We start from the raw sequence: 23,879 nt of genomic DNA, 5'->3' as shown, positions 1-23,879 counted from the left end.
TTCTGCATGGCGAAACTAGCGTTCACTCTCTTGTCAGGCACTTTTGCATAGCCTAGGATGGCAGTCAATAAACGAAATGCTATTTTGCAATGCAGAACAACAAACATTTGCAGCGAGGATTTTGACCTATGTCCAACGACGCAGTCGCCCATTCGTTCAACACTCTTGGCATTGTCGGCACGGGGGCCATGGGTAGAGGGATTGCTCAGCTCGCCGCGCAGGCAGGCCTGAACGTCATGCTATTTGATGTTAAAGAAGGCGCGGTGGCGGAAGCGACTGCCTTTATTAATGGGTTATGGCAGCGCAGCGCCGACAAGCAGCGGATTACCCAAGCCCAAGCCGAGCAGTACGGCGAGCGATTGATTGAGGCCCGCGACCTCGCCGCCCTCGCCCCCTGCGATATCGTCGTTGAAGCGATTATCGAGAAGCTGGAAGCCAAGCAGGGGCTGTTTAGCGATTTAGAGGGCATTGTTCGCCAGGATGCCGTGCTCGCCACCAACACCTCTTCGCTGTCTGTTACCGCAATTGCTGCCGCCTGCCAGCACCCAGAGCGCGTGATTGGCTTTCACTTTTTCAATCCCGTCCCGCTGATGAAAATTGTGGAAGTGATTCCGGGGTTACGTACCGCTAGCGACGTCACCCAACGGGTCAATGCCTTGGGCACCGCCATGGGCCACTTTACGGCCCAGGCCACCGACACCCCTGGCTTTCTGGTCAATCACGCCGGGCGCGCCTTTGGTACCGAAGCGCTGCGCGTTCTGAGTGAGAGTGTGACCGACCCCGCCACCATTGACCGGATCATGGTGGATCAAGGTGGTTTTCGGATGGGGCCGTTTACCCTGCTGGACCTGACGGGTCTGGATGTTTCCCATGCGGTGATGGAGTCGGTGTACCACCAGTACTATGAAGAGCCGCGCTTTCGCCCTTCACCGCTCACCCGCCAGCGGCTCTCAGCAGGCTTGCTAGGGCGCAAAACCGGTGAGGGCTTTTATCGCTACGTGGATGGCCAGCAGCAGATGCCGGAAGAGCCCGCCATTGCGTCAGCCTCGCCTTGCCCCGTGTGGATCAGCCAAGACGACCCTGGCAGCGCCGCCCAGCTTGCCGAACTGGTCGCCACGGCGGGCTGGCCACTAGAAAGTGCGGATCAGCCCTCCTCAGCAGCGCTGTGCCTGCTGACACCGCTGGGCGAAGACACCACGCAGTGCGCTCTGCGCCAAGGCTTGAATGCCGAGCAGTGCGTCGCGGTGGATATGCTGGCGGGGCTGGATAAGCGCCGCAGCCTGATGGTCTCCCCCATTACCCGCCCCGAACTAGTCAATGCTGCCGCCAGCCTGTTGAATGCTGACGGCACGCCGGTCAGCACCCTACAAGACAGCACCGGCTTTGTACTGCAGCGCGTGGTGGCCTGCATCGTCAACGTTGGGGCAGATATCGCACAGCAAGGCGTCGCTGCACCCGCCACTATTGATCGTGCGGTGGAACTTGGCCTGGGCTACCCATTTGGCCCGCTGCGCATGGGCGACCATTACGGCGCTTCGCGTATCCTAACCATTTTGAACAACCTATTAGCCGCCACCGGTGACCCCCGCTATCGCCCTAGCCCGTGGCTGCGCCGCCGCGCCGCGCTGGGCATGCCCCTCACTGACGGGCCAACGGGCTGACACACCTCAGTTTCAACTACGGCTCAAGTAAGGCTTACACAAACAAGGAAAATAACCATGCAAGACGCCTATATTTACGACGGATTACGCACCCCTTTCGGTCGCCATGGCGGCAGCCTAGCGGCCATTCGCCCGGATGAGCTGCTGGGCTTAACGCTCAAAGCACTGGTGGCGCGTAATCCGTTTGCCCCGGAAAGCTACGAAGAAGTGTTGGCGGGCTGTACTAACCAAGCGGGGGAAGATTCCCGTAACGTGGCCCGCCACGGTGCGCTGCTGGCGGGCCTGCCGATTGAGGTGGCAGGCCAAACCGTTAATCGCCTGTGCGGCAGTGGCTTAGCCGCCATGATGGATGCCGCCCGTGCCGCTCGCTTAGGCGAGGGTGAGCTATTTTTGGCTGGCGGCGTGGAGTCTATGTCCCGCGCGCCTTACGTGCTGGGCAAAGCCGACTCCCCCTACGCTCGCAATCAGCCGATGTTTGATACCGTGATTGGCTCTCGCTTCCCCAACCCGTGGATTGCCAACGAGTACGGCAGCCACAGCATGCCGGAAACTGCCGATAACATTGCCCACGACCTGAACATTGGCCGCGAGGCCAGCGACGCCTTTGCCGCCCGCTCGCAAGCGCGCTATGCCAAGGCGCTGGCAAACGGCTTTTACGAAGGAGAAATGTTTGGGGTAGAAGTGCCTCAAGGGCGCAAACAGCCGCCGCTGTTGGTAGATAAAGATGAGCATCCCCGGGCTGAAAGCACCGAGGAGAAACTGGCCAAACTCGGCGCGCTGTTTGAAGGCGGTGTCGTGACCGCCGGCAACGCGTCTGGATTAAACGACGGGGCTGCCGCGCTGATTGTCGGCACGCGGACATCAGGCGAGCGAGCTGGGCTTGCTCCGCGAGCGCGTATCGTTGCAAGCGCCGTGGCGGGCGTTGCCCCCCGCGTCATGGGCCTTGGGCCGGTACCCGCCTCGCAAAAAGCGCTGGCTCGGGCTGGCCTTTCGCTGGAGCAGATGGACGTCATTGAAATCAACGAAGCCTTTGCGGTGCAGGTGTTAGGCTGCGTTCAACAGTTAGGGCTTTCCGCCGACGACCCGCGCCTTAATGCCAACGGTGGCGCCATTGCCATTGGCCACCCGCTGGGTGCCTCGGGCGCGCGTTTGGCGCTCACTGCGCTGCGCCAGCTAGAAGCCACCGGCGGGCGCTATGCGCTGGTCACCATGTGTATTGGCGTTGGCCAGGGCATTGCGACCATCATTGAACGCCTAGACAGCTAACCGCCCACCTACGGCGCTAGCACAGTATCTAAGGCAGGCGCCGCAGGCCAAGCGTTGACTAAGCTCTCTTATCGCGCTTTGCAACGCCCCAGCGCAGGTATGCGATACTTGCCACTCAATGATTGATTAGCCGAGACGCTTGATGGAACCAACCGACGCCGCTGCTGATGAGCCGCAATCACCCGAAAAAGATCGCAACTTTGTCACCGCGCTTGCGCGGGGGTTAGAACTGCTCCGCGCTTTTGGAACAGGGGAAGAGTACCTGGGCAATGCAGAGCTCTCGAATCGCACCCATATCCCGCGCCCCACGGTGTCCCGGTTAACCTATACGCTGACCCAGTTAGGCTACCTGCAGCACAACCGCCACTTAGAGAAGTACCGCCTCGGGCCGGGTGTGCTGGCGCTGGGTTACCGCTTTCTGGCCAATATGGGCATTCGCGAAATTGCTCGCCCCCATTTACAGCACTTTGCCGACGCCACCGACTGCAACGTGAGCCTGGGCGGTGCCGACCGCAGCGACATGGTGTATCTGGAAACCTGCCACGGCCACGGGCCGCTGATTATTCGCTTAGATGTTGGCTCTCGTCTACCGATTGCCACCTCGGCGATTGGTCGTGCCTGGCTGTGCGGATTATCTGACGAGCGCCGCCAACAGGTAATGCAAGAGCTAGCCGCGTTTCACGGCAGCGATTGGCCGCGCCTTCATGCCGGTATTGAGCAGAGCCTGCGCGACTATGCCGAGTACGGCTTTTGCCTCTCTGAGCAGGATTGGCAGCGGGATATCAGCGCCGTGGCCATGCCGCTCATTTTAGAAGATGGTGCCGAAGTGATGGCGATTAACTGCGGTGGCTCTAGCCTGCGCTTGGATCATGATCGATTGGTCAACAACCTTGGCCCCAGACTCAAGGAAGTAGCAGCGAAAATTAAGCAGGAGCTGGCCCCCAAGTATCGCGCGTCACGTTAAGAAACGACGGCTTACCTTTCACTAACGCTCGTTTGATTGTATCATAGGCCTTCACTGCATGTGAAGGCACTGAGGAGCAGGGATGCCAAACGAGTGGATCACTCAACAGGGCGAGCGTGTCTCGCTGCACGGCGAATGGACACTACGCCACTACGCTGAGCTGAAGCGCGCCCTACAACAGCAGGGTCAGCTAAGCTCGGCATCGCTGTCGCTACCCGGTTTTGAGGGGCTGGATACCGCCGGTGCGGCGCTGATCGTTGAGCTGATTGGTGTTGAAAAAATCAAGCAGATTGGCGACTGGGCCAGCGATCTTCCCCAGGTGCAGCAGGCTTTGCTGATACGCATTGCCGAGGCTATGGACGCTCCGCTTGAGAGCCCCCCACCCCGACCCAACCGGATTAGCGAAGCCTTAGCAACAGTGGGCCAGCAAATGGTGGCGCTGGGGTCTCAGCAGCGCCAGCTACTGGCTTTCATTGGCTTGGTGCTGGCCACGTTTACCTCACTTCTGTTTCGACCCCGCCACTGGCGTATTACCGCCACCGTCGCGCATATTCAGCAAAGTGGCTTGAATGCGGTGCCTATCGTTGCGCTCTTAACCTTTATGGTGGGCGCAGTGGTGGCGTTTTTGGGGGCCACGGTGCTCCAAGATTTCGGTGCAACGGTTTACACCATTGATCTCGTAGCTTTTTCATTTTTACGGGAATTTGGCGTGCTCTTGGCCGCGATACTTTTGGCGGGCCGCACTGCCAGCGCCTTTACCGCCCAGCTTGGCGCGATGAAATCCAACGAAGAGATTGATGCCCTCAAAACATTGGGACTCGACCCGATTGAGCTGCTAGTGCTTCCCCGGGTGATGGCGATGTTGATCAGCCTACCGCTGCTGGCGTTTGTGGGCATGCTGAGCGGCCTCGTCGGCGGCGCGGTGGTAGCCACCCTATCGTTGGATATTTCTGTGAGTCAGTTCATCACCACACTGCAAAAAGACGTGTCGGTCACTCATTTTCTGGTCGGCTTGAGCAAAGCGCCGGTATTTGCCTTTGTGATTGCCGTCATTGGCTGCCTAGAAGGGTTTAAAGTTAGCGGCAGTGCCCAATCGGTGGGTGCCCACACGACATCCAGTGTGGTGCAAGCCATCTTCATGGTGATTCTCATCGATGCATTAGCGGCGTTATTTTTCATGGAGATGGGCTGGTGACCGAGCGATATTCAGAGATGCCTCAACAGCCCGAGCGCGAGGAAGCGGTTATTCGCGTGCAGGGGCTGGTGAATCGATTTGGCGACAACGTCGTTCACGAAGGGCTGGACTTGACCCTCTACCGAGGCGAAATTCTCGGCGTTGTCGGCGGCTCAGGTACCGGTAAATCAGTTCTACTGCGCAGTATTGTGGGCTTAAAGCGGCCAAATGACGGCACAGTAGAAGTGCTGAACCAGCGGTTAAATGAGTTAAGTGAGTCCCAACGCAGCCAAGTCGAGCGGCGCTTTGGGGTGCTCTTTCAGCGTGGGGCGCTATTTAGTTCGCTCAACCTGCAAGAAAACGTTGCGCTGCCGCTTATCGAGCACGCCAAACTCTCTCGGCAAGAGGCCGAGTATCTGGCGCGTATCAAGCTCTCGCTGGTAGGCCTGCCCCCTCATGCCGCCCGACAATTTCCAGAATCGCTCTCTGGGGGCATGGTGAAACGTGCCGCGCTTGCCAGGGCACTGGCCCTGGACCCGGATATTTTGTTTCTCGATGAGCCTACCGCAGGACTCGACCCCATTGGGGCCGCCGCGTTTGACCAACTGCTGGTCACGCTGCGCGATGCAATGGGCTTTAGCGTTTTTTTGGTCACCCACGACCTCGATACCCTCTATGCGGCCTGTGACCGGGTCGCGGTGCTGTCGCAAAAGCGCGTTCTGGTGGTGGATACCCTGGAAAACGTCGCAAAAACGGACGACGAGTGGGTACAGGATTACTTTAATGGACCGCGTGGACGCGCTGCACAGCGCTCTGCTGGCCCAACCTCTTCTCAGGAGTGACGCACATGGAAACCCGAGCGCACCATATTTTGATTGGCCTGTTTACCGTGCTGACGGCCGCTGCCGCCTTGCTGTTTGCGCTCTGGATGAGCTATGCGGCTGGCCAACGCGACTATCAACCCTACCGCATTTTGTTCGAGCGCAGCGTCAGCGGCCTCTCAGTGGGCAGCAAGGTGCAGTACAACGGCATTGAAGTGGGCGATGTTACCGAGCTTTCCCTCAATCCTGACGACCCACGCCAAGTGATCACACTTATTCGCGTGTATGAAGACACTCCGATTAAAGTGGATACCCGCGCAAAGCTAGCCTTTGCCAGCATTACCGGCAGTATGTCCGTGCAGCTCTATGGCGGCACCCCAGAAAGCCAACGCTTGCTAGCGCAGAGCAGCGACGATACGCCTTTTATTAAAGCCGACCCGTCGCCTATTGCTACGCTGTTTGACGAAGGCGAAGAGATGGTCGAAAACCTCAACGCGATTTTGCAGAGTGTGAACGAACTCTTCAATGACAATAATCGTGAGCAAGCAGGCAATATCCTGACCAATATTGCCCAAATCACCGAGATGATTGCCTCTCAGCAGTCTGCCCTGGATGAAAACATGGCGCTCTTTGGCGATGTGTCACGCCAAGCCTCCACCACGCTTGAAAGTATCGAATCGCTTAGCCTAGAGGCGAACCGCTTGCTGAGCCAGGAGGGTCAGCAGGTGATGCGCAGCGCAGAGAGCGCCAGCCGCAATGTTGCCAGCGCTGCCCAGCGGATAGAACAGTTGGTGAACGATAACGCGGGTGCTGTCGAAAGCACTCTACAAAGCACTCGCGACATTGCCCCGGCCCTAGCGGCGTTACGCTCGACACTCGCCACCCTCGACCGCATTACACGGGAGCTTGAGGAGAGCCCCACGGACTTTTTCCTAGGCCGCGACCAAGTAGAGGAGTTCCGCCCATGAACATGCATGCTTTACGTAACGGCTTTTTTCTAAGTGCCTTACTTACCCTTTCGGGCTGCTCTATTTTACCGGAGAAAGCGCCATCGACGCTGTATCGCTTGCCTGCTACCACGATGCAGAGCGACCCTGCCACCATCACGCAGCCAGAGCGACTGGGTATCGCTACACCAGAAGCGGGCCACCTGCTCAGCAGCAATCGTATCGTGGTGTTTCCTGAAGGCAATGTGGTCAATGTGTATGAGGGTGCTCGCTGGCATGAAGATGCGCCGGACATGCTGCAGGCCCAGCTGATTGCAGGCCTTCAGCAGCAAGAGCTTTTCGCCAATGTGAGCAGCGACCGGCTACCTCACGACTTGCTGCTATTAAGCGAGCTGCGCCACTTCCAGAGCGAGTATGACACCTCTCCGCCAAGCGTTAACCTGCAGTTGGACGTCCAATTACTCGGCGCGGACCAACAGCCCGTGGCCTCCACCAGCTTCGCGATTCGGGAGCGTGCGGCAAGCACGGAGATACCCGATGTGGTGAACGCCTTTGGTAGCGCCACCGACCGATTGACCGAACAGTTGGCGAGCTGGCTAATCACAAACGCGCCGGATTAACAGTGCCGCTTAGCGCGGCGGCGCGGGCAAGGCGCTTTTTCTAACATACTCTTTTGGATCTTTGGGGTAGAAGTGCTCTGGCTGTCGTTCTAAGTGGGTAAAAAAGCGCGTGTCTTTGTAGGGCATCTTCATAAACCCCGACACGCCCAGCCCCTCGATTTGACTGACAGCGGCCAACATTCGGCTCAGTAGGCTCCGAAACTCCTGCTCGCGTTGAGGGTCGAGCAGCCGATAGTAGCTATGGATTTTGAGATGTTTGGGCAGCGCTTCAAAGATGATCATGCCAGTATGGTGGATCTCATTGAGCCGCTGCAGCAGCTGCATAATGGTATCCGGCAGCACCAATAGCTCTTCTGGGTCCGGGCCATCTTCAAAGTAGCTATGCTGCCGGGTGCGATCCTCCATTTCCGGCACCGCGCTTACTTCGTAATTAATCGCCATCTCTGGCTGGCATTGAAACGCCTCCTCAGGGCTAGCACGCTCTAAGTGCAGCGTTTGGCGGGCATTGAACAGGCAGCTTTTAAATACCCCCTGGCGATGAATGGCCCGTGCTAAGTGCACCATGTTATTCACCGCTTCGATAAACGCGGGCTTTAGCGCTGGGTCATGCAGGTTGAGCGACGAATCGATATAAACACCCTCCCGCTCCCAGCGCACCGCTAAACCGCCGACGACCGGGTATTTGCCCAACCGGCTCACCGAGGCCAAAAAGGCTTTTTCGGTTTCTCCCATGCCCTGCATAAACTGTTTGTAGTAGCGATCAAGCTGCACATCGTTAACGTCGTTTAACGTCTCTTCAGCGCTTGCCTCGCGTAAAAACGCCTTTCGTGAGCTGTACACCACGGTATCAATCTCTTGGCTAGCCGGGCGACGCAGACCTTTTCCCCATACGGGCACTAGCGGCGTTTGGAGGGCGCTTGGAAGGTCAACCATGACCAGCTTCGCCATGCGCGGCATTTCACGAATAAAGTAATCCCCCGCTTTACGCCGCACCTGTGGGTCGGGGTCGAGCATGCCATCCAGCGTGCGCGCGAACTCGATGGGCAACCCCAATGAGCTGGCCGGAATTGCTCGATGGCCAAAACGGCAGGACTGCGCCGAGGCCAGCGCATAGAGCGTACCTGCCGCCCCCTGCTCATCGAACCGTGGCGACGAGAGCGCCCCATTAAGCTGCTCTTCGCCAATAAAGTAGACATCGCCCAGCCGAGCATTGGTTTGCTGAAGATTGTCGGACATCAGCTCCATCACGTTGGCGCCAACAAACTGCAGCGTTTCATCCAACTGGGCAAACACCGACGAGCCCCAGTCAATCAGCGCAATGGCCTCGCAGGTGGCGTCAAAGACCAGATTAGAGGGTTTAATGTCGCCATGTACCACCGGCCGCGCGTTCGGGCCTGTTTCACGACGCAGTGCTTGTAGGATGTCTGCCAACTGTGCAGCAATGCGCACGATCAATCGTGGTGGGAGCTTTCCCTGCTTGAGCGACACTTGCTCCAGGTTCCAGCCAGGCGCACGCTCCATGACCAAAATCGACTGGCCGCGGGCGCGCTGGTAGGTAATGAGCTTGGGAATTCGGGGGTGCGATACCTGATCGAGCATGAACGCCTCCTCTTCGAGGCGTTCTTGTAAATGGGTGGGCAGCGTAATGCGTGAAAACTTGAACACGTAGTGCGTTTTGACGCCTTGTTGCCAAGCGCTACCCGCAAACACAAACCCGTAAGCTCCCTTACCAATCAGCTCGATATTCGAATAGCCCAACTGGGCAAGCTGTGCCTGACACAGCGCTACCCAGTCTTTTAGCTTTCGCGCATCGTGATGGCTTAGCAGGTAGATCGACTGCTCTTCGGGTATGTAAAACTGCTGCAGCGGTGCCTGGCTCATTACAAGTGCCTACACGGTTACGCCAAGTGCAGAAGCATGCTTTCCGGCGCTTCCAGAAAGCCTTTCCAGGCGTTGCAGAACCGGGCGATAGTGCCACCATCAATAAAGCGATGATCGCCTGTCCAGGTGACCGTCAATATCGCCCGGCGCTGCACCCCCCCGTGCTCATCAAAGCGCGGCAGCCACTGGGTTTTGCCAATGGCCACTATGGCCGCTTCCGGCGCATTAATAATCGGCGCGGCGTAGGTTCCCCCGAGTGCACCAATGTTGGAGATGCTGATGGTGCCGCCCTTTAAATCCGCCTGCTCCACACGCCCTTCCCGTGCTGCATGGGTTAACCTGCCGACTTCTTTGGCAATCTCGAATAGGGACAACCGCTCGACACCTTTTACGTTCGGGACGAGCAGCCCCGCTTTGCTATCCACCGCCATGCCGATATTGCACTGGTCGTAGTAGCTCAGCTCGTTGGCTTCGCTGTTTAACTGTGCATTGATGATCGGCGTCTCCGCCACGGCCAGCGCCATCGCTTTCATAAAGAACGGCATCAGAGTGAGCCGTTCGCCCTTCGCCTCTACCTGCGGCTTGAGCCGCTCGCGCAGCGCCAACAGCTCAGTGACATCAATCTCTTCACCGTAGTGAAAATGAGGAATGGTACTAGCGGCCTCTACCATGCGCTTGGCCATCACCGCCCGAACGCCGCGCAGCGGCTCTACTTTTGAGGGTGCTAAGCCTGTGCTTGAAGGCATCGAAACACTGGCCGTTTGGTTAGATACCGCTGGCGAGTTGAGGTGCGCTAGCACGTCTTCTTTCAGTACTCGGCCATCTTTGCCACTGCCTGAGATATCCGACAGGGCTAGGCTATGCTCGCGTACTAAGCGGCGCACCGCAGGGCTAGCGGGCACTTTGCTTGAGGGCGCCGGGACAACGGCTTGGTTGTTAGGCGGCTGGCTAACATTATCTTCATCCGCGGCCATCGCGTCGCTGCTGGGCGGCACTGAAGGCGCCTGTTCGATAGTAGCAGTATCGTTGTTCGTCTGACCGGTGGTTTGGTAGGCATAAAGCGGCGCGTGAACCTTGGCAATCTTCCCCTGGGCCACATACAGCTTGGTGACCGTCCCGGCTTCGGGCGCGGTGATTTCCACCAGTGCCTTGTCGGTCATCACTTCGACAATCGGCTGATCCTCTTCGATGGTGTCGCCCTCGGCCACACGCCACTCCACCACTTCACACTCAACGATGCCTTCACCGATATCTGGCAGTAAAAAATCACTCATGGCTGTTCTCCCTGGCGCTAAAAGTTCACGCTTTCGCGGATCGCTTCAAAAATTTTCAGGTGGTCGGGCAAGTACTCTTTCTCCAGCACGAGCGGGAAAGGCGTATCCAGCCCGGTGACCCGGGTAATCGGCGATTCCAAATAGAGAAAACAGCGCTCCTGTATCGTTGCGGCAATTTCACCGGCAAAACCGCCGGTGAGCGGCGCTTCATGGCTAACAATCATACGGCCGGTTTTGAATACCGACTCTGCCACGGTATCCACATCCCAGGGCAGCAGCGAGCGCAGGTCGATGACCTCGCAGGCAATGCCCTGCTCTTCGGCAAGCTCGGCGGCTTTACTGATCACTTCCATCTGCGCGCCCCAGCCCACCAGGGTAATATCGGTGCCCTCTTTGATCACTTCTGCTTCACCAATTGGCAGTTGGTAATCTTCATCGGGCACTTCACCTACGGCGGCACGATAGAGCCGTTTTGGCTCTAAAAAAAGCACGGGGTCGGGGTCACGAATCGCCGCCAGCAGCAGCCCTTTGGCTTGATAGGGGTTGCGCGGTACCACCACTTTTAAGCCCGGCGTGTGGGTAAAGTAGGCTTCCGGCGATTGAGAGTGGTATAAGCCGCCGGAAATGCCACCGCCGTAAGGCGTACGGATGGTGAGCCCACCGACGTTGAAGAGATCCCCCGAGCGATAGCGAAACTTGGCGGTCTCGTTCACGATTTGGTCAAAGGCAGGGAAAATGTAGTCCGCAAATTGAATCTCGGCGACAGGCACCGCCCCCTGTGCAGCCAGCCCGTTGGCAAAGCCAATGATGCCTTGCTCCACTAGTGGCGTGTTGAAGCAGCGCGCTTTTCCGTACTTCTCCTGCAGATGGCTGGTGGCACGAAAAACACCACCGAAGACACCCACGTCCTCGCCAAAGCAGATCACTTTTTCGTCTTCTGCCATGGCGATATCTAGCGCATTGTTGATCGCCTGAAGCATGTTCATGGTCGTCATCTTACGCCTCCCCCTGACGATCGTCGGCTGACGAAAGGGTCAGATCTAGGGATTGTGCACCGCGCGGATAAGCATCGGGATAGCGACGAATGTGGCGCTTGAGCTGATCCAACTGCCGCTGCAGCGCTGGCGTCACATCGGCATACACGTCGCTGATCAGCGACTCCAGTGGCGGCGGCGGGCGCTTTTCGGCACGCTTCATGGTTTCCAGCACCTCACGACGCAAGGTCTCTTGTTGGCTGGCTTCTTCCTCATCGCTCCACCACCCTTTCTTCGCCATCCAGCGCTGCATCCGAAGCAGAGGGTCTTTGACGCGCCACGCTTCCTCCTCGCTTTTAGCACGATAGCCCGAGGGATCATCCGAGGAAGAGTGAGCGGCCAAGCGATAGGACATCGCCTCGATCAGCACCGGTTGGTTCTGCTTGATCGCAATTTGCCGGGCTTGCCGTGTCGCTTCGAAGACGGCCAACGCGTCGTTTCCATCCACGCGTATCACGTGCATATGGTAACCAAACGCACGGGGAGCAATACCATCGGCGGCAAACTGTTCAGTGGCAGGCGTCGAGATGGCATAGCCGTTATTGCGACAGAAAAAAATCACCGGCACCTGATGCACCGAGGCCATATTAAGCGCGGCGTGAAAGTCCCCTTCTGAGGCTGCACCTTCGCCAAAAAAGGTCAACGTGCAGTGGCCTTCACCGGCCAGCTTTTGGCCATAGGCGTAACCGGTGGCTTGGGGAATCTGAGTCGCTAGCGGGGAAGAGATAGTCATGTAGTGCAGCTTACGGGAGCCGTAGTGAATCGGCATTTGGCGACCTTTACCGTAGTCGAGCTCGTTGCCAAACAGCTGATTCATAAACTCGTCGATCGAGAAGCCGCGATACATTAGAGCACCTTGCTCACGGTACTGGGCCATGATCATATCGGCATCATCCAGCGCAGCGGTCGCGCCGACCACGGCGGCCTCCTCGCCGGTGCACTGCATGTAAAAGCTGAGGCGCCCCTGGCGCTGAGCGGCCATCATGCGTTCATCGAGAATGCGAGTGGCCAACATGGCCTGATAGAGCTTACGCGCGTGTTCTCGCGTTAGCGGGGGCTCTTTTGCGCCTTCGTAGAGTTCTCCATCCGGGTTCAGCAGACAAAAGGTCTCGATGGAGAATTCATCGCCGGTCATGAAAGACGGCTGGTGTACGTACTGAGTCATCATTATTGTCCTTGTTTTTACCCCTTTTGAGGGCAGTGTTGTCGGTGATGACCGTTTGTGCCAGTGGATTTATCTGACACGGGTCAACGCAACACTTGGACAGTAACTCAGTGCAAGCGGTTTAGGGATTCAACTTAAGACGCAGAGAGACGCTGACGCAAGTGCTGCTGATACACGTTAAAAGCGCTGTCTACACACAGCGCCAGCAGCGCAATCAGCAGCGCTCCTTGCAGTACGTAGGCCACGTTGCCGTTGACGATCCCGGCAATGATCGGATCGCCTAGGTTACTCGCGCCTACGGTAGCGCCCAGAGCAGCCGTGGCAATATTGATCGTGACCGACGTCCGAACGCCTGCGAGGATGACGGGGGCCGCCAACGGAAGTTCGACTTGGCGCAGAACTTGCCAAGGCGTCATGCCCATGGCTTGTGCCGCTTGTTTGATAGTCGGGTCGACATCATTGATACCGGCCAGCGTATTACGCACGATCGGCAGCAGCCCGTAGAGCATGAGGGCAACGATGATAGGGAGCGTACCAAAGCCGAGCACCGGAACGGCTAAGGCCAACACGGCCACCGGTGGAAACGTTTGTCCCAACGATGCCAACTGCCCTACCAGCGGCAAAAAATCACGCCCTTGCTCGCGAGTGACGGCAATGCCCGCCGCTACCCCCACCACGATGGTCACTGCCGCCGCCACCCCGACCACCAAGACATGGCGTCCCAACAGTTCATACAGCGCCGCGCGCTCGTAGATGACCTGCCTGGCATCCGTCTCCACCCAGCGAAACATACTCTCGAGGCCCGGCATGCCAACGATGCACACGGCCAGCAACACGGCCCAGATGAGCGGAAGAAACCACTGCACGCTAACCGCGTTGAGCTGACTGACGGAAGCTAACTTACGCGTCACGTTGGCTCACCTTATCCAGCTGCGCTTCTTTGACGATGCGGCGCAGAGAGAGCTCGCCGATCGGCACGTCGTTTTGGTCTACGACCGTCAAGCGGTCACAGTGATCACGTAGCATCATGGAAAGCGCTTGTCGCAGCGTGAAATCGGCAGGAATCCGCGATTGCGCGGGCAGCGTCGGACCAAGCGAGGTCATGTGATCTTTCACTCTGGTCAACGCTGCCTGCTTCAAGCCCCGCTCAAGGCCACCCAGCAGCGACTCGACAAAGGGATCAGCAGGATGCTGCAACAGCGCCAGCGGCGTGCCTTGCTGAACGATGCGGCCATCGCGCATGACGACCAGCTGGTCGGCTAACCGCAGCGCTTCGTCCATATCATGAGTCACGAAGACGATGGTTTTGTGCAGCCGAGCCTGCAACTTGGCCAGCTCATCCTGAAGTTTTTCCCGGGTGATGGGGTCCAGAGCGCCAAAGGGTTCATCCATAAGCAGAATGTCGGGATCAGCGGCAAGCGCACGGGCGACACCCACTCGCTGAGCTTGTCCTCCCGAGAGTTGATGCGGATATTTATGAGCGAACTCGTCTACCGGCAGCCCCAAAAGCCCCATCAGCTCTTCAACTCGAGCGGAAATCTCGGCGGCGGGCCACTTCAGCAGCCGAGGCACCAATCCAATATTGCGTGCAACGCTCCAATGAGGAAACAGCCCAGTACTCTGGATCACATAGCCAATTCGACGACGCAATTTCACCGGATCGTACTGCTCGATCGCTTGGCCATCCAAAATGATGTCGCCGCTGCTGTGATCGATCAGCCGGTTGATCATACGCAGCGTGGTGGATTTACCGCAGCCAGAGGTCCCCACCAGCGCACAGAACTTTCCTTTTGCGACCCGTAGCGTGATGTCATCCACGGCGGTGTCGTCGCCAAACTGTTTTAAAACGTGGGAAAGCTCGATCATTCCTGTCCTCCGGGACGCAGCGCGTCTGCCAACGCGCCTAACCCTGCATCCACCATTAGTGCCAAGATTAGAATGGGCAGCGCGCCCAGTAGCACCATATCCATGGCGGCTTGACCCAGCCCTTGAAAAATGAACGTACCCAAACCACCGGCCCCGATCAGCGCGGCCACAGCGGTTAACCCGACGGCCTGAACGGAAGTAATACGCACGCCTTCTAACAGTACGGGAAGCGCCAGCGGAAAACGCACTTGCCAAAAACGCTGGCTCGTACGCATGCCCATGGCTTTAGCGGCTTGCAATGTGTCCTCGCTCACCTCTTCGAGGGCGATGTAGGTATTACGTACCATCGGAAGCAGGCTGTAGGCTATGAGCGCGATCAACGCGGGCGCGTTACCAATACCGCTCACCCCTAATGCCGCCAGAGTCGGTACGTTCGCTGCCAACCAAGCCAGGGGCGCTAGCAACAGTCCAAAGAGCGCCAAGCTGGGGATGGTTTGTAAAAAGTTCAGCAGCGTAAAGGCGACTTTTTGCAGGCGCTGATAGCGACGCATCAGCATCGCTAACGACATCCCCAACACCACGCTGACGCCTACGGCGGTGCTCACCAGCGCAATGTGTTGTCCCACCGCCTGATAAAACTGCTGCTCGCGCGCCTGAAACTCCTGCACGAGCGCAAGGTGATCCAGCCAGAGTGCCGCACACCCCCACCAAGCCACGCCTACCCCTCCCAGCAGTAGCGTGGGCCACCAGCGCGACAATCCCAAGCGCAGTCGCAGTTCTACCAAACAGAGCAGTAATACGAAAAGCACGGACCAATAGGCCGGACCTATGCCAAGCCGGGCCTGGGGTAGTGAAGGGTCGACCAGCCAATGCCCAGCTACCATCAAGCCAAATGGCATGAGTAGCAAGGTGAGTGTGATAAGACCCAGTATCGCCCGGTAGTGTCGGGGGCTGGGGACGCAGGCCAGAGCCGTCATGGCAACAAAGAGCAGCGACACGAGTATCGCCCCTGGCCAACGAATAGCGTCGACGATGCCAAAGGTGGTACCGGAAACGATGCGATTAGGGGCAACACTCACGAAGCTCAACAGCCAAGCGGCAGCCACCATGGCAACGCTTAGGCACAACAGCACAACATTCGGGTACCAAGGGCGTCGTTTAAACGATGGCGATGGCAAAGCGTCGATTAACGACATCCATTAGTCATCCAGGCCGTCAAGGTAGTCACTGGCGACCTGATCCGGCGAGAAGCCATTCACCGCGACATCTGCGTTGAGCTCTTGAAGCGTGACGAGGTCGAGCGTGGCGAATACTTCATTCAGCACCGCTTCCATTTCAGGGTAAGCGTTCAGTACTTCCTCACGCACCACGGGGGCGGGTTGATACACCGGCTGGACGCCTTTGGAGTCTTCGAGGACGACAAGCCCTAACGCGCTCAAACCACCGTCGGTCCCGTAGGTCATGGCACCGTTGACACCGCTGGTTTGCTGAGCCGCTGCACGCATCGTCGCCGCGGTATTGCCACCAGAAAGCACCAGCAGTTGGTCATCGCTCAACTCGAAGCCGTAGGCGTCTTGGAAAGCAGGTAGCGCCTGGGCAGATTCGACAAATTCGGCGCTGGCAGCAAATTTGAACTCCCCGCCGTCGGCAAGATACGCGGCCAGATCATCCAGCGTCACCAAATCATTGGCCTCGGCCACGTCCTGACGAATGCTCATGGCCCACGTATTGTTGGCACTGGCAGGCTGGAGCCAGATCAAGCCCTGTTCAGCATCACGTTCGCTAACGGTTTGATACGCCTCTTCTGCGCTGTTCCACACCGGGCTATCGGTCATGTCGAAGAAAAACGCGCCATTCCCCGTGTACTCGGGGTAAAGGTCGATCTCGCCTGCTTGCAGGGCGCTGCGTACCACGCTGGTGCCCCCCAGTTGCAGGCGATCTTCGGTGGGAATCCCGTTACGCTCCAGCGTCTGGATGATCAACTCGCCCAGGACGGACCCTTCGGTATCGATCTTGGAAGAGACCACCACAGGGTCGTTAGCACTGGCGGTGGAGAGTGTGGCGACAGAAAAGGCTACCGTCGATAGACAGGCAGCCAACGAAGGTGTGTACAGTGAGCGCATGGGGTCATCCTTTTCAATGAGCGTCTAGGGCGTATCGTTTCAGTATAAGAGCCTGCTGCGTTGAAGTCAGACGCCGCGTTAACGACGTCTGACCCAGGCGCGCGATTAAGGCGCTTCGATCACCCAGGTGGTTCCTTCCCGGGAGTCCTTAAGAATGATGCCAAGCGCTGCCAACTCGTCACGAATAGCATCAGCGCGGGCAAAATCCTTGCTGGCTTTCGCTGCATACCGCTCGGCGATTTTCGCTTCGATCTCCTCCTCACTTAGCGCTACCTGCTGCTGGGCACCTTTCAGGAACGTTTGTGGCGTTTGCTGCAGTAGTCCCAGCACCCCGGCCAAGCGCTTTAACTCACCAGCCAAACGCGGTGCCTCTGCCGGCTGATCGCTTTTCGCTCGGTTGAGATCGCGGGCCAAGTCGAATAGCGCGGCCAAGGCGACAGGCGTGTTGAAGTCGTCGTCCATTGCCGCGGTAAAGCGCTCCGCGGCATCGCTGGCGGCTGCCTGCTCGTCAGCGTTCACGCCATCTAATGCCGTATAAAGCCGCGTCAGCGACTTACGCGCTTCGACCAGGGAGTCCACCGAGTAATTGATGGCGCTGCGATAGTGGCTTGCCACCAACAGGTAGCGCACCACTTCTGGATCATGCTCGTCAAGCACGTCGCGGATGGTGAAGAAGTTACCCAATGATTTGGACATCTTCTCTTGGTTGACGCGAACGGCTCCGGCATGCATCCAGGTATTGACGTAGGTTTTCCCTGTCGCCGCTTCCGATTGGGCAATCTCGTTTTCATGATGGGGGAAGGTCAAATCCGGCCCGCCACCATGGATATCGAAGGTATCGCCCAAACAGCAGGTCGACATCGCGGAACACTCGATGTGCCAACCCGGTCGCCCGTCTCCCCAGGGAGAGTGCCAGTGGGCTTCACCCGGCTTGGCCGCTTTCCAAAGCACGAAATCCAGCGGGTCTTCTTTGTGCACATCCACATCGACCCGTGCACCAGAGCGCATGTCATCCAACTGACGGTTATTCAATTTGCCGTAGTCGGCGAATTTACGCACTCGGTAATAAACGTCACCATTGTCCGCTGCGTAGGCAAACCCTTTTTCGATGAGCGTTTCGATCATGGCAACGATATCGCCAATGTGGCCCGTCGCCCGTGGCTCCTGGCTAGGCGGCAACACGTTCAGTCGCGCCTCGTCCTCGTGCATTGCGGCAATCATGCGCTCGGTGAGCGCGCTGATGGTTTCGCCGTTCTCCTCGGCCCGTTTGAGGATTTTATCGTCGATGTCCGTGATATTGCGCACGTAGGTCACGTCGTAACCGCGGTGGCGCAAGTAGCGGGTAATCACGTCAAAGGCCACCATCACCCTGGCGTGGCCGAGGTGACAGTAGTCATACACCGTCATACCGCAAACGTACATGCTGACCTTACCAGCCACTAACGGGCTAAAAGGCTCTTTGCGGCGTGTCAGCGTATTGTAAATATGCATATGACGTTTCCTTAACCCTTCTGTTTGATTTTCGCCCAGCTATCTTTCAGACCGACGGTGCGGTTGAACACGAGGTGCTCAGCCGTCGAGGCGTGACGATCGGCGCAGAAGTAACCTACTCGCTCGAATTGGAAGCGATCTTCTGGAGCTGCACTGGCTAAACTTGGTTCGCCGATGGCTTCACATACCACCAGCGACTCGGGGTTCAGGTGCTCCAGGAAGTCGACATCCTTATCGCGGTCGGGTTGCTCGACCATAAACAGGTTGTCGTACAGGCGGACTTCCATCGGTACACCATGGGCAGCGCTGACCCAGTGAATCACGCCCTTCACCTTGCGGCCTTCCGGGTTTTTACCCAGGGTGTCGAAGTCCACGGAGCAGTGCAGCTCAACAATCTCACCTGCATCGTCTTTGATCACTTCATCACAGCGAATGACGTAGCTGTTGCGCAGACGCACTTCTTTGCCCGGTGCTAGGCGGAAGAATTTCTTCGGTGCGTCTTCCATGAAATCGTCTTGGTCGATGTAGAGTTCACGCCCAAACGGCACCTTCCGCATGGGCATGTCGTCACGCGCCGGGTGGCCTGGCACCTCGTAGACCTCTTCGTGGTCTTCCGCCACGTTGGTCAGTACCACTTTCAACGGCTTGAGCACGCACATGGCGCGGGGTGCGTTATCTTCCAAATCTGAGCGGATGGCGTGGGTCAGCATGGCGATATCCACCAAACCACCGTCGGAGCGGGTCACGCCGATCATTTCACAGAATTTACGAATCGAAGCGGGCGTATAGCCACGGCGACGCATACCGGAAATGGTCGGCATCCGTGGGTCATCCCAACCATCGACGATCTGCTCATCCACCAACAGCTTCAGCTTACGCTTGGAGGTCAGCGTGTAGTCGAGATTGAGACGGGCAAATTCGATCTGACGCGGTTTTGCAGGCACCGGCAGGTTATTCAAGAACCACTCATACAGCGGGCGATGGTCTTCAAATTCCAGCGTACAGATGGAGTGGGTAATGCCCTCGATGGCATCCGACTGGCCGTGGGTAAAATCGTACGAGGGGTAGATTTTCCACTTATCACCAGTTTGGTGGTGATGAGCATGACGAATCCGGTACAAAATCGGATCGCGCAAATTGATGTTGGGCGACGCCATATCGATTTTGGCGCGCAGTACTTTTTCGCCTTCACCAAACTCACCGTTGCGCATCCGCTCAAGAAGGTCCAGGTTCTCGTCGGCGCTGCGTTCACGGTAAGGGCTCGGCTTGCCGGGCTCGGTCAGAGTGCCTCGATATTCACGAATCTCATCCGGGGAGAGATCATCCACATAGGCTTTCCCTTCGCGAATCAGGTGTTGGGCCCAGGCGTAGAGCTGATCGAAGTAGTCGGAAGCGAAGCGCACCGGACCGGCCCATTCAAAGCCCAACCAGCTAACGTCTTCTTTGATGGCGTCGATGTACGCCTGCTCTTCTTTCGCCGGGTTGGTGTCGTCAAAGCGCAGATGACACTCACCACCCAACTGCTCTGCCAACCCGAAATTCAAACAGATCGACTTGGCGTGGCCGATATGCAAAAAGCCGTTGGGCTCCGGGGGAAAGCGCGTCACGATTTTGGTGACCTGGCCGCCCGCTATCTCGTCGCGTACTTGGTTGCGAATGAAGTTCGGCGCTGGGGTGGTCTCGTTGGTCATGGTGGTGTTGATAACCTCATGGTGGATGGCGTGCTGGGCACACGATACGAAGGCAATCGGGGTTTGCGCTTCGCGGTGCCGAGCAAAACCGCTATTATAACGTGACGCCGATGCACAGCGCCAAGGCGAACGCCTTTATTGAACAGGAATTTATCCATGATCGTATTACAGACGAACCACGGTGACATCACCATTGCGCTTAATCATGAAAAAGCCCCGGCCACTGCGGCGAATTTCGAACAGTACGTGCGCGACGGTTTTTACGACGGCACGCTGTTTCACCGGGTCATCGATGGCTTCATGATTCAAGGCGGCGGTTTCGACCAAGAGTTCAACCAAAAGCCGACACGCGATCCGATCGAAAACGAGGCTGACAACGGTTTGCAAAACACTATCGGCACGCTGGCCATGGCCCGTACGCAAGACCCCCACTCCGCCACGGCGCAGTTCTTTATCAATGTCGGTAATAACAGCTTCCTCAACCATAGCGGCAAAAGCCTGCAAGGTTGGGGCTACGCGGTGTTTGGAGAGGTCGTCGATGGTATGGACGTGGTCAACGCCATTAAAGGTGTGAGCACCACACGTCGCGGCATGCATGCTGACGTTCCCGCAGAAGACGTCATCATCGAACGCGCCTACGTGAAGGAAGCGGAATAACCGTTGGGAGCTTTATGCGTACTCTGCTCATCGCTGATATGCATCTAAGTCACGATACCCCTGAGATCAATCAGGGGTTTTACCGTTACTTGGAACAAACCGCTCAAGGTGCAGACGCGCTCTACATTCTGGGCGATCTTTTCGATGCCTGGATTGGCGACGACCTGCTGGACACGCCGCATCCGTTGAGCGCCGTGGCCCATAACGTCATTCAACGGCTACGTGTACTCAGTGACGCGGGCACTAGCATCTATTTCATTCATGGCAACCGCGATTTTTTGCTGGGTGAGCGCTTCATCAACGGCTGCGGTGCCACTCTGCTGCCAGACAGTGAAGAAGTCGAACTGCAAGGTGTCCCCGCCGTTATTCTTCACGGCGACAGCCTGTGTACCAAAGACGAAGCTTACATGGCGTTTCGCGCTCAGTCGCGAAGCGAGCAGTGGCAGCATCAGATTCTCTCGCTGCCATTGGAGCAGCGATTGGAGCTTGCCAAAAGCTTGCGCATGCAGTCAGGTGATGCCAATGCGGGCAAAGCCGACGACATCATGGACGTCACCCAAGACGAAGTCGTGGCACTTATGGAACGTTGCGGCGTATCGACCATGATTCATGGTCATACTCACCGGCCCAACGTACACGACCTCACTGTGGAAGACGTGCCTGCCAAACGCTTCGTACTAGGTGACTGGGACAGCGAACACGGCTGGGATGTGGTAGTGGAGCGCTCTGACGAGCGTCACGCCGAACCCGTATTGCGGCAGTTTCCACTCAACGCTCCGCCCTAACCTGCACTCATCGCGACATAAAAAAGCCGATCGAATCGATCGGCTTTTTTCTATGGCGTTCCTCCAACGCGGGGCTATGCCCTAGCGCTCGATCTCCGCCTCGCTACGCAAGTCGTCAATCAAACCCTGGATGACCGATTGAGCACGAAGCTGCTCGGCCATTTGGGCCACGAACGCCGTCATTTGCTCATCCACCTCGCCAGCGGAAACGTCGTCAAGCGCAACGACAGCCACCCCTTGCGGCATGTTGACGGCACGGTAAACGCTTTCGCCCTCGTCTGGACGAGGCATACGGAAGACTTCACCCACCAGCGATTGAGGCAGCGTGGTGTCCGACTGACGCGACACGTCATTGGCTTCCAGCCACTCCAGCTCGACACTCTCACCTTCCCGCAGGGAAGCAATTAGCTCTGCGGCCTGGGCCTGAAGTGCTTCTTGGCGCTGCTGAGCCGCAACAGCCTGCTCGACTTCCTCGCGAACGGCTTCCAAGGGCAGAACCGTCGCGTCCCGATGCTCGGCCACCCGCAGCACGAGACGTCGATCATTATCGAGTTCGATTACTTCGCTGTTGTAGCCCTCTTCCAGCACGTCTGCACTGAAAGCTTCATCCAGAACGCCGGGCTCAGACAGTACACCTTCTCCTTCACCACGGGCGATCCATTCCGTTCGCTCGAGCGTCAGGCCGAGATCATCAGCGACACTTTGCAGGTCGTCGGCAGCAAAGCTCTCGTCGATCAGGCGCTGCACTTGCTCGTTGAATTCGTCGTTGACACTGCTGAGTGCTACGTCCTGTGCCAGCGCATCGCGCTGCTCTTCAAACGATGGGCCTGCCAGTTCGGTTACCCGAAGAATGTGGAAAGCACCGTCCATTTCTACTAACTGAGAGGTCTCGCCTACGCCCAGAGAAAACGCCGCTTCATCGAAGGCATCACCAAAAAAACCACGGCTAATGACGCCAAGATCGCCACCGTCCTCGGCACTGGCCGTATCGTCCGAGTAGCGCGCCGCGGTATCCGCAAAACTTTCGCCCTCTTCCAATGACGCAAGCGCTTCGCTCGCCAGCGCTTCAGCTTCTTCGCGAATCCGCTCATCGCCGAAGGTCACCATGATGTGTGATACACGACGGTCAGCGCTTTGGTTCTGCTCGCGCCACGCTTCCCGAAGCGCCTGCTCGTCCACCTCGACGTCGTCCGCCATAGCTTGGCGATCGATCAACACGTACTCGACGCGCACCTGTTCAGGACGCTCGAAACGTGACTGGTTGGCATCGTAGTACGCCTGCATCTGTTCGTCGGTGACGTTGACGTCGATCTCGACATCTTCTGCATTCAGCATAACGTAGCGAAAATCGCGCTGCTGACGCTGCAGATCGGCCAAGCGCTGCTCTTCACTGGGTAGACTGAAATCGCTAAACGCAAGCCCCTGCTGTAAATGCTGACGTTTGATATCGACTCTCAGTTCTTCTCGAAATGAGAGTGGCGTGTAACCGGCGCCAGCGAGACGGTTACGGAACAGCTCGGCCGAAAAACGCCCGTCTTGGTCATGAAACTCCGGCAGGCTGACGATCATTTGATCCAACTGTGCATCGGAGACGTGAAAACCGCCGTCTTCGGCGTATTGGGTCAGCAAGGTTTGGGTAATGAGCTGGTCGAGCATGTCATTGCGCAGCGCTCGCTCTTGCTCGGGCGGCACCTGGCCAGAACGCAGTGCACGCTGAACGCCCAGCTCGACGTCTTGGCGCATAATGGGTTCACCATTCACGCTGGCGACTTCGTTGGGGTCGCTACCAAACACGCTAAACAGCGATTCCACGCCAAACAGTGCCATGGCCGCCACCATGAGACCGATAATTATCTTGGCACCCCAGCTTCTGGAGCCATCTCGTATACTTTGCAGCATGCTAGCCTCAGATCATCAAAGCCATCTATTGCCCAAATCATCGGGCCAGAAAAGAACATGGGCGCATCGCGGATGCGATGCGCCCATTAGGTTACAGCAAACGCGTGCCAATTAGTTGACGGCGTCTTTCAGCGCTTTACCGGCTTTAAAGCTGGGTACTTTGGCGGCGCTGATTTCGATGGGCTGGCCCGTTTGCGGGTTACGGCCGGTACGTGCAGCACGCTCTTTGATTGCGAAAGTACCAAAACCGACCAGAGAAACACTCTCGCCTTTTTTGAGGCTATCGGTGACAGACTCCACCATGGCATCCAATGCGCGGGTTGCCGCTGCTTTCGGAATATCTGCAGACGCGGCAATAGCTTCAATCAGCTCGGACTTATTCACACTTCACCCCTTAACTGTTTCAAAAAATGGCTCTGAACGGCACGGTCACCGAGTGCATCAACCTCAAAGCATAGCTGCGTTTTATAGCAATGCCTTGAAACACCTGTCAAGCGACCGGGCCGTGAAATGCCCGCTGCTCAAGGCATTGGGCAAATTTATTAAGTAAAATTAAAGCG

The 23,879-nt window shown here is 57.4% G+C and carries 21 protein-coding genes; 9 read left to right on the top strand and 12 right to left on the bottom strand.

What is annotated here, in order from left to right; all coding sequences use genetic code 11:
• The first annotated feature begins 128 nt into the window (after positions 1 to 128).
• From AB6K10_RS12025 to AB6K10_RS11995, 7 genes are all read left to right on the top strand, one after another.
• A complete protein-coding gene (locus AB6K10_RS12025) occupies positions 129 to 1,661 on the top strand; it encodes a 3-hydroxyacyl-CoA dehydrogenase (RefSeq protein WP_253016468.1) in 1,533 nt (510 codons plus the stop codon).
• A gap of 57 nt (positions 1,662 to 1,718) precedes the next feature.
• The gene (locus AB6K10_RS12020) at positions 1,719 to 2,927 is read left to right on the top strand and encodes a 3-oxoadipyl-CoA thiolase (protein ID WP_339118817.1); all 1,209 of its coding nucleotides are present in this window, start codon (positions 1,719 to 1,721) and stop codon (positions 2,925 to 2,927) included.
• Between the two features lie 142 nt (positions 2,928 to 3,069).
• Entirely contained in the window at positions 3,070 to 3,891 is an 822-nt protein-coding gene (locus AB6K10_RS12015) for an IclR family transcriptional regulator (protein WP_253503752.1), read from the top strand.
• 82 nt (positions 3,892 to 3,973) lie between these two features.
• Positions 3,974 to 5,086, top strand: a complete 1,113-nt coding sequence (locus AB6K10_RS12010) for an ABC transporter permease (RefSeq protein ID WP_339118816.1) — start codon at positions 3,974 to 3,976, stop codon at positions 5,084 to 5,086.
• A 17-nt stretch (positions 5,087 to 5,103) separates the two neighbouring features.
• The gene (locus AB6K10_RS12005; protein WP_089675199.1) at positions 5,104 to 5,907 is read left to right on the top strand and encodes an ABC transporter ATP-binding protein; all 804 of its coding nucleotides are present in this window, start codon (positions 5,104 to 5,106) and stop codon (positions 5,905 to 5,907) included.
• A gap of 5 nt (positions 5,908 to 5,912) precedes the next feature.
• On the top strand, positions 5,913 to 6,854 hold the full coding sequence (locus AB6K10_RS12000; RefSeq protein ID WP_339118815.1) for an MlaD family protein: 942 nt from the start codon (positions 5,913 to 5,915) through the stop codon (positions 6,852 to 6,854).
• A complete protein-coding gene (locus AB6K10_RS11995) occupies positions 6,851 to 7,453 on the top strand; it encodes an ABC-type transport auxiliary lipoprotein family protein (RefSeq protein ID WP_339118814.1) in 603 nt (200 codons plus the stop codon). The genes AB6K10_RS12000 and AB6K10_RS11995 overlap by 4 nt, the downstream gene beginning before the upstream one ends.
• A 9-nt stretch (positions 7,454 to 7,462) precedes the next feature.
• Here the strand turns inward: AB6K10_RS11995 and AB6K10_RS11990 are convergent, their stop codons facing one another.
• From AB6K10_RS11990 to AB6K10_RS11945, 10 genes are all read right to left on the bottom strand, one after another.
• Positions 7,463 to 9,334 (bottom strand): protein kinase, encoded by a 1,872-nt coding sequence (locus tag AB6K10_RS11990; RefSeq protein WP_339118813.1) that lies wholly within the window; start codon positions 9,332 to 9,334, stop codon positions 7,463 to 7,465.
• Positions 9,335 to 9,351: 17 nt separating this feature from the next.
• Positions 9,352 to 10,608, bottom strand: coding sequence for a 2-oxo acid dehydrogenase subunit E2 (locus AB6K10_RS11985; RefSeq protein ID WP_339118812.1), 1,257 nt, complete (start codon positions 10,606 to 10,608; stop codon positions 9,352 to 9,354).
• Between the two features lie 17 nt (positions 10,609 to 10,625).
• Positions 10,626 to 11,603 carry a transketolase C-terminal domain-containing protein gene (locus AB6K10_RS11980; protein ID WP_339118811.1) on the bottom strand — a complete coding sequence of 326 codons (978 nt, stop codon included), beginning with the start codon at positions 11,601 to 11,603 and terminating at the stop codon, positions 10,626 to 10,628.
• 1 nt (position 11,604) lies between these two features.
• Positions 11,605 to 12,807, bottom strand: coding sequence for a thiamine pyrophosphate-dependent dehydrogenase E1 component subunit alpha (locus AB6K10_RS11975; protein WP_339119620.1), 1,203 nt, complete (start codon positions 12,805 to 12,807; stop codon positions 11,605 to 11,607).
• Between the two features lie 134 nt (positions 12,808 to 12,941).
• Positions 12,942 to 13,718 (bottom strand): ABC transporter permease, encoded by a 777-nt coding sequence (locus AB6K10_RS11970; RefSeq protein WP_339118810.1) that lies wholly within the window; start codon positions 13,716 to 13,718, stop codon positions 12,942 to 12,944.
• Positions 13,708 to 14,673, bottom strand: a complete 966-nt coding sequence (locus AB6K10_RS11965; RefSeq protein WP_339118809.1) for an ABC transporter ATP-binding protein — start codon at positions 14,671 to 14,673, stop codon at positions 13,708 to 13,710. The genes AB6K10_RS11970 and AB6K10_RS11965 overlap by 11 nt, the downstream gene beginning before the upstream one ends.
• On the bottom strand, positions 14,670 to 15,869 hold the full coding sequence (locus tag AB6K10_RS11960; protein WP_339118808.1) for an ABC transporter permease: 1,200 nt from the start codon (positions 15,867 to 15,869) through the stop codon (positions 14,670 to 14,672). Before AB6K10_RS11960 ends, AB6K10_RS11965 begins: the two co-directional genes overlap by 4 nt.
• Positions 15,870 to 15,872: 3 nt before the next feature.
• Entirely contained in the window at positions 15,873 to 16,796 is a 924-nt protein-coding gene (locus tag AB6K10_RS11955) for an ABC transporter substrate-binding protein (RefSeq protein WP_159342046.1), read from the bottom strand.
• Between the two features lie 105 nt (positions 16,797 to 16,901).
• Complete coding sequence (gene cysS, locus AB6K10_RS11950; RefSeq protein WP_339118807.1) at positions 16,902 to 18,287, bottom strand: cysteine--tRNA ligase; 1,386 nt, start codon at positions 18,285 to 18,287, stop codon at positions 16,902 to 16,904.
• An 11-nt stretch (positions 18,288 to 18,298) separates the two neighbouring features.
• Positions 18,299 to 19,978, bottom strand: a complete 1,680-nt coding sequence (locus AB6K10_RS11945) for a glutamine--tRNA ligase/YqeY domain fusion protein (RefSeq protein WP_339118806.1) — start codon at positions 19,976 to 19,978, stop codon at positions 18,299 to 18,301.
• A gap of 156 nt (positions 19,979 to 20,134) precedes the next feature.
• Between AB6K10_RS11945 and AB6K10_RS11940 the strand changes: the two genes are divergently transcribed.
• Both AB6K10_RS11940 and AB6K10_RS11935 read left to right on the top strand, forming a co-directional pair.
• Positions 20,135 to 20,635, top strand: coding sequence for a peptidylprolyl isomerase (locus tag AB6K10_RS11940; RefSeq protein WP_253016490.1), 501 nt, complete (start codon positions 20,135 to 20,137; stop codon positions 20,633 to 20,635).
• A gap of 14 nt (positions 20,636 to 20,649) precedes the next feature.
• Positions 20,650 to 21,420, top strand: a complete 771-nt coding sequence (locus AB6K10_RS11935) for a UDP-2,3-diacylglucosamine diphosphatase (RefSeq protein WP_339118805.1) — start codon at positions 20,650 to 20,652, stop codon at positions 21,418 to 21,420.
• An 81-nt stretch (positions 21,421 to 21,501) separates the two neighbouring features.
• Here AB6K10_RS11935 and AB6K10_RS11930 read toward each other — a convergent pair whose 3' ends face one another.
• Complete coding sequence (locus tag AB6K10_RS11930; RefSeq protein WP_339118804.1) at positions 21,502 to 23,319, bottom strand: SurA N-terminal domain-containing protein; 1,818 nt, start codon at positions 23,317 to 23,319, stop codon at positions 21,502 to 21,504.
• A gap of 111 nt (positions 23,320 to 23,430) precedes the next feature.
• A complete protein-coding gene (locus tag AB6K10_RS11925) occupies positions 23,431 to 23,703 on the bottom strand; it encodes an HU family DNA-binding protein (RefSeq protein ID WP_009724302.1) in 273 nt (90 codons plus the stop codon).
• Between the last annotated feature and the right edge of the window lie 176 nt (positions 23,704 to 23,879).

This window comes from Halomonas sp. BMC6, from assembly GCF_964204995.1.
Classification (GTDB): Bacteria; Pseudomonadota; Gammaproteobacteria; order Pseudomonadales; family Halomonadaceae; genus Vreelandella.
This window is presented reverse-complemented; position numbering and strand designations above follow the sequence as displayed.

Coding starts and splice junctions, on each gene's coding strand:
- AB6K10_RS12015 (WP_253503752.1), top strand. CDS start 3,070: ATGGAACCAACCGACGCCGCTGCTGATGAGCCGCAATCACCCGAAAAA.
- AB6K10_RS12010 (WP_339118816.1), top strand. CDS start 3,974: ATGCCAAACGAGTGGATCACTCAACAGGGCGAGCGTGTCTCGCTGCAC.
- cysS (WP_339118807.1), bottom strand. CDS start 18,287: ATGCATATTTACAATACGCTGACACGCCGCAAAGAGCCTTTTAGCCCG.
- AB6K10_RS11940 (WP_253016490.1), top strand. CDS start 20,135: ATGATCGTATTACAGACGAACCACGGTGACATCACCATTGCGCTTAAT.
- AB6K10_RS11935 (WP_339118805.1), top strand. CDS start 20,650: ATGCGTACTCTGCTCATCGCTGATATGCATCTAAGTCACGATACCCCT.
- AB6K10_RS12020 (WP_339118817.1), top strand. CDS start 1,719: ATGCAAGACGCCTATATTTACGACGGATTACGCACCCCTTTCGGTCGC.
- AB6K10_RS11930 (WP_339118804.1), bottom strand. CDS start 23,319: ATGCTGCAAAGTATACGAGATGGCTCCAGAAGCTGGGGTGCCAAGATA.
- AB6K10_RS12025 (WP_253016468.1), top strand. CDS start 129: ATGTCCAACGACGCAGTCGCCCATTCGTTCAACACTCTTGGCATTGTC.
- AB6K10_RS11980 (WP_339118811.1), bottom strand. CDS start 11,603: ATGACGACCATGAACATGCTTCAGGCGATCAACAATGCGCTAGATATC.
- AB6K10_RS11945 (WP_339118806.1), bottom strand. CDS start 19,978: ATGACCAACGAGACCACCCCAGCGCCGAACTTCATTCGCAACCAAGTA.
- AB6K10_RS11955 (WP_159342046.1), bottom strand. CDS start 16,796: ATGCGCTCACTGTACACACCTTCGTTGGCTGCCTGTCTATCGACGGTA.
- AB6K10_RS12000 (WP_339118815.1), top strand. CDS start 5,913: ATGGAAACCCGAGCGCACCATATTTTGATTGGCCTGTTTACCGTGCTG.
- AB6K10_RS11965 (WP_339118809.1), bottom strand. CDS start 14,673: ATGATCGAGCTTTCCCACGTTTTAAAACAGTTTGGCGACGACACCGCC.
- AB6K10_RS12005 (WP_089675199.1), top strand. CDS start 5,104: ATGCCTCAACAGCCCGAGCGCGAGGAAGCGGTTATTCGCGTGCAGGGG.
- AB6K10_RS11995 (WP_339118814.1), top strand. CDS start 6,851: ATGAACATGCATGCTTTACGTAACGGCTTTTTTCTAAGTGCCTTACTT.
- AB6K10_RS11960 (WP_339118808.1), bottom strand. CDS start 15,869: ATGTCGTTAATCGACGCTTTGCCATCGCCATCGTTTAAACGACGCCCT.
- AB6K10_RS11985 (WP_339118812.1), bottom strand. CDS start 10,608: ATGAGTGATTTTTTACTGCCAGATATCGGTGAAGGCATCGTTGAGTGT.
- AB6K10_RS11975 (WP_339119620.1), bottom strand. CDS start 12,807: ATGACTCAGTACGTACACCAGCCGTCTTTCATGACCGGCGATGAATTC.
- AB6K10_RS11990 (WP_339118813.1), bottom strand. CDS start 9,334: ATGAGCCAGGCACCGCTGCAGCAGTTTTACATACCCGAAGAGCAGTCG.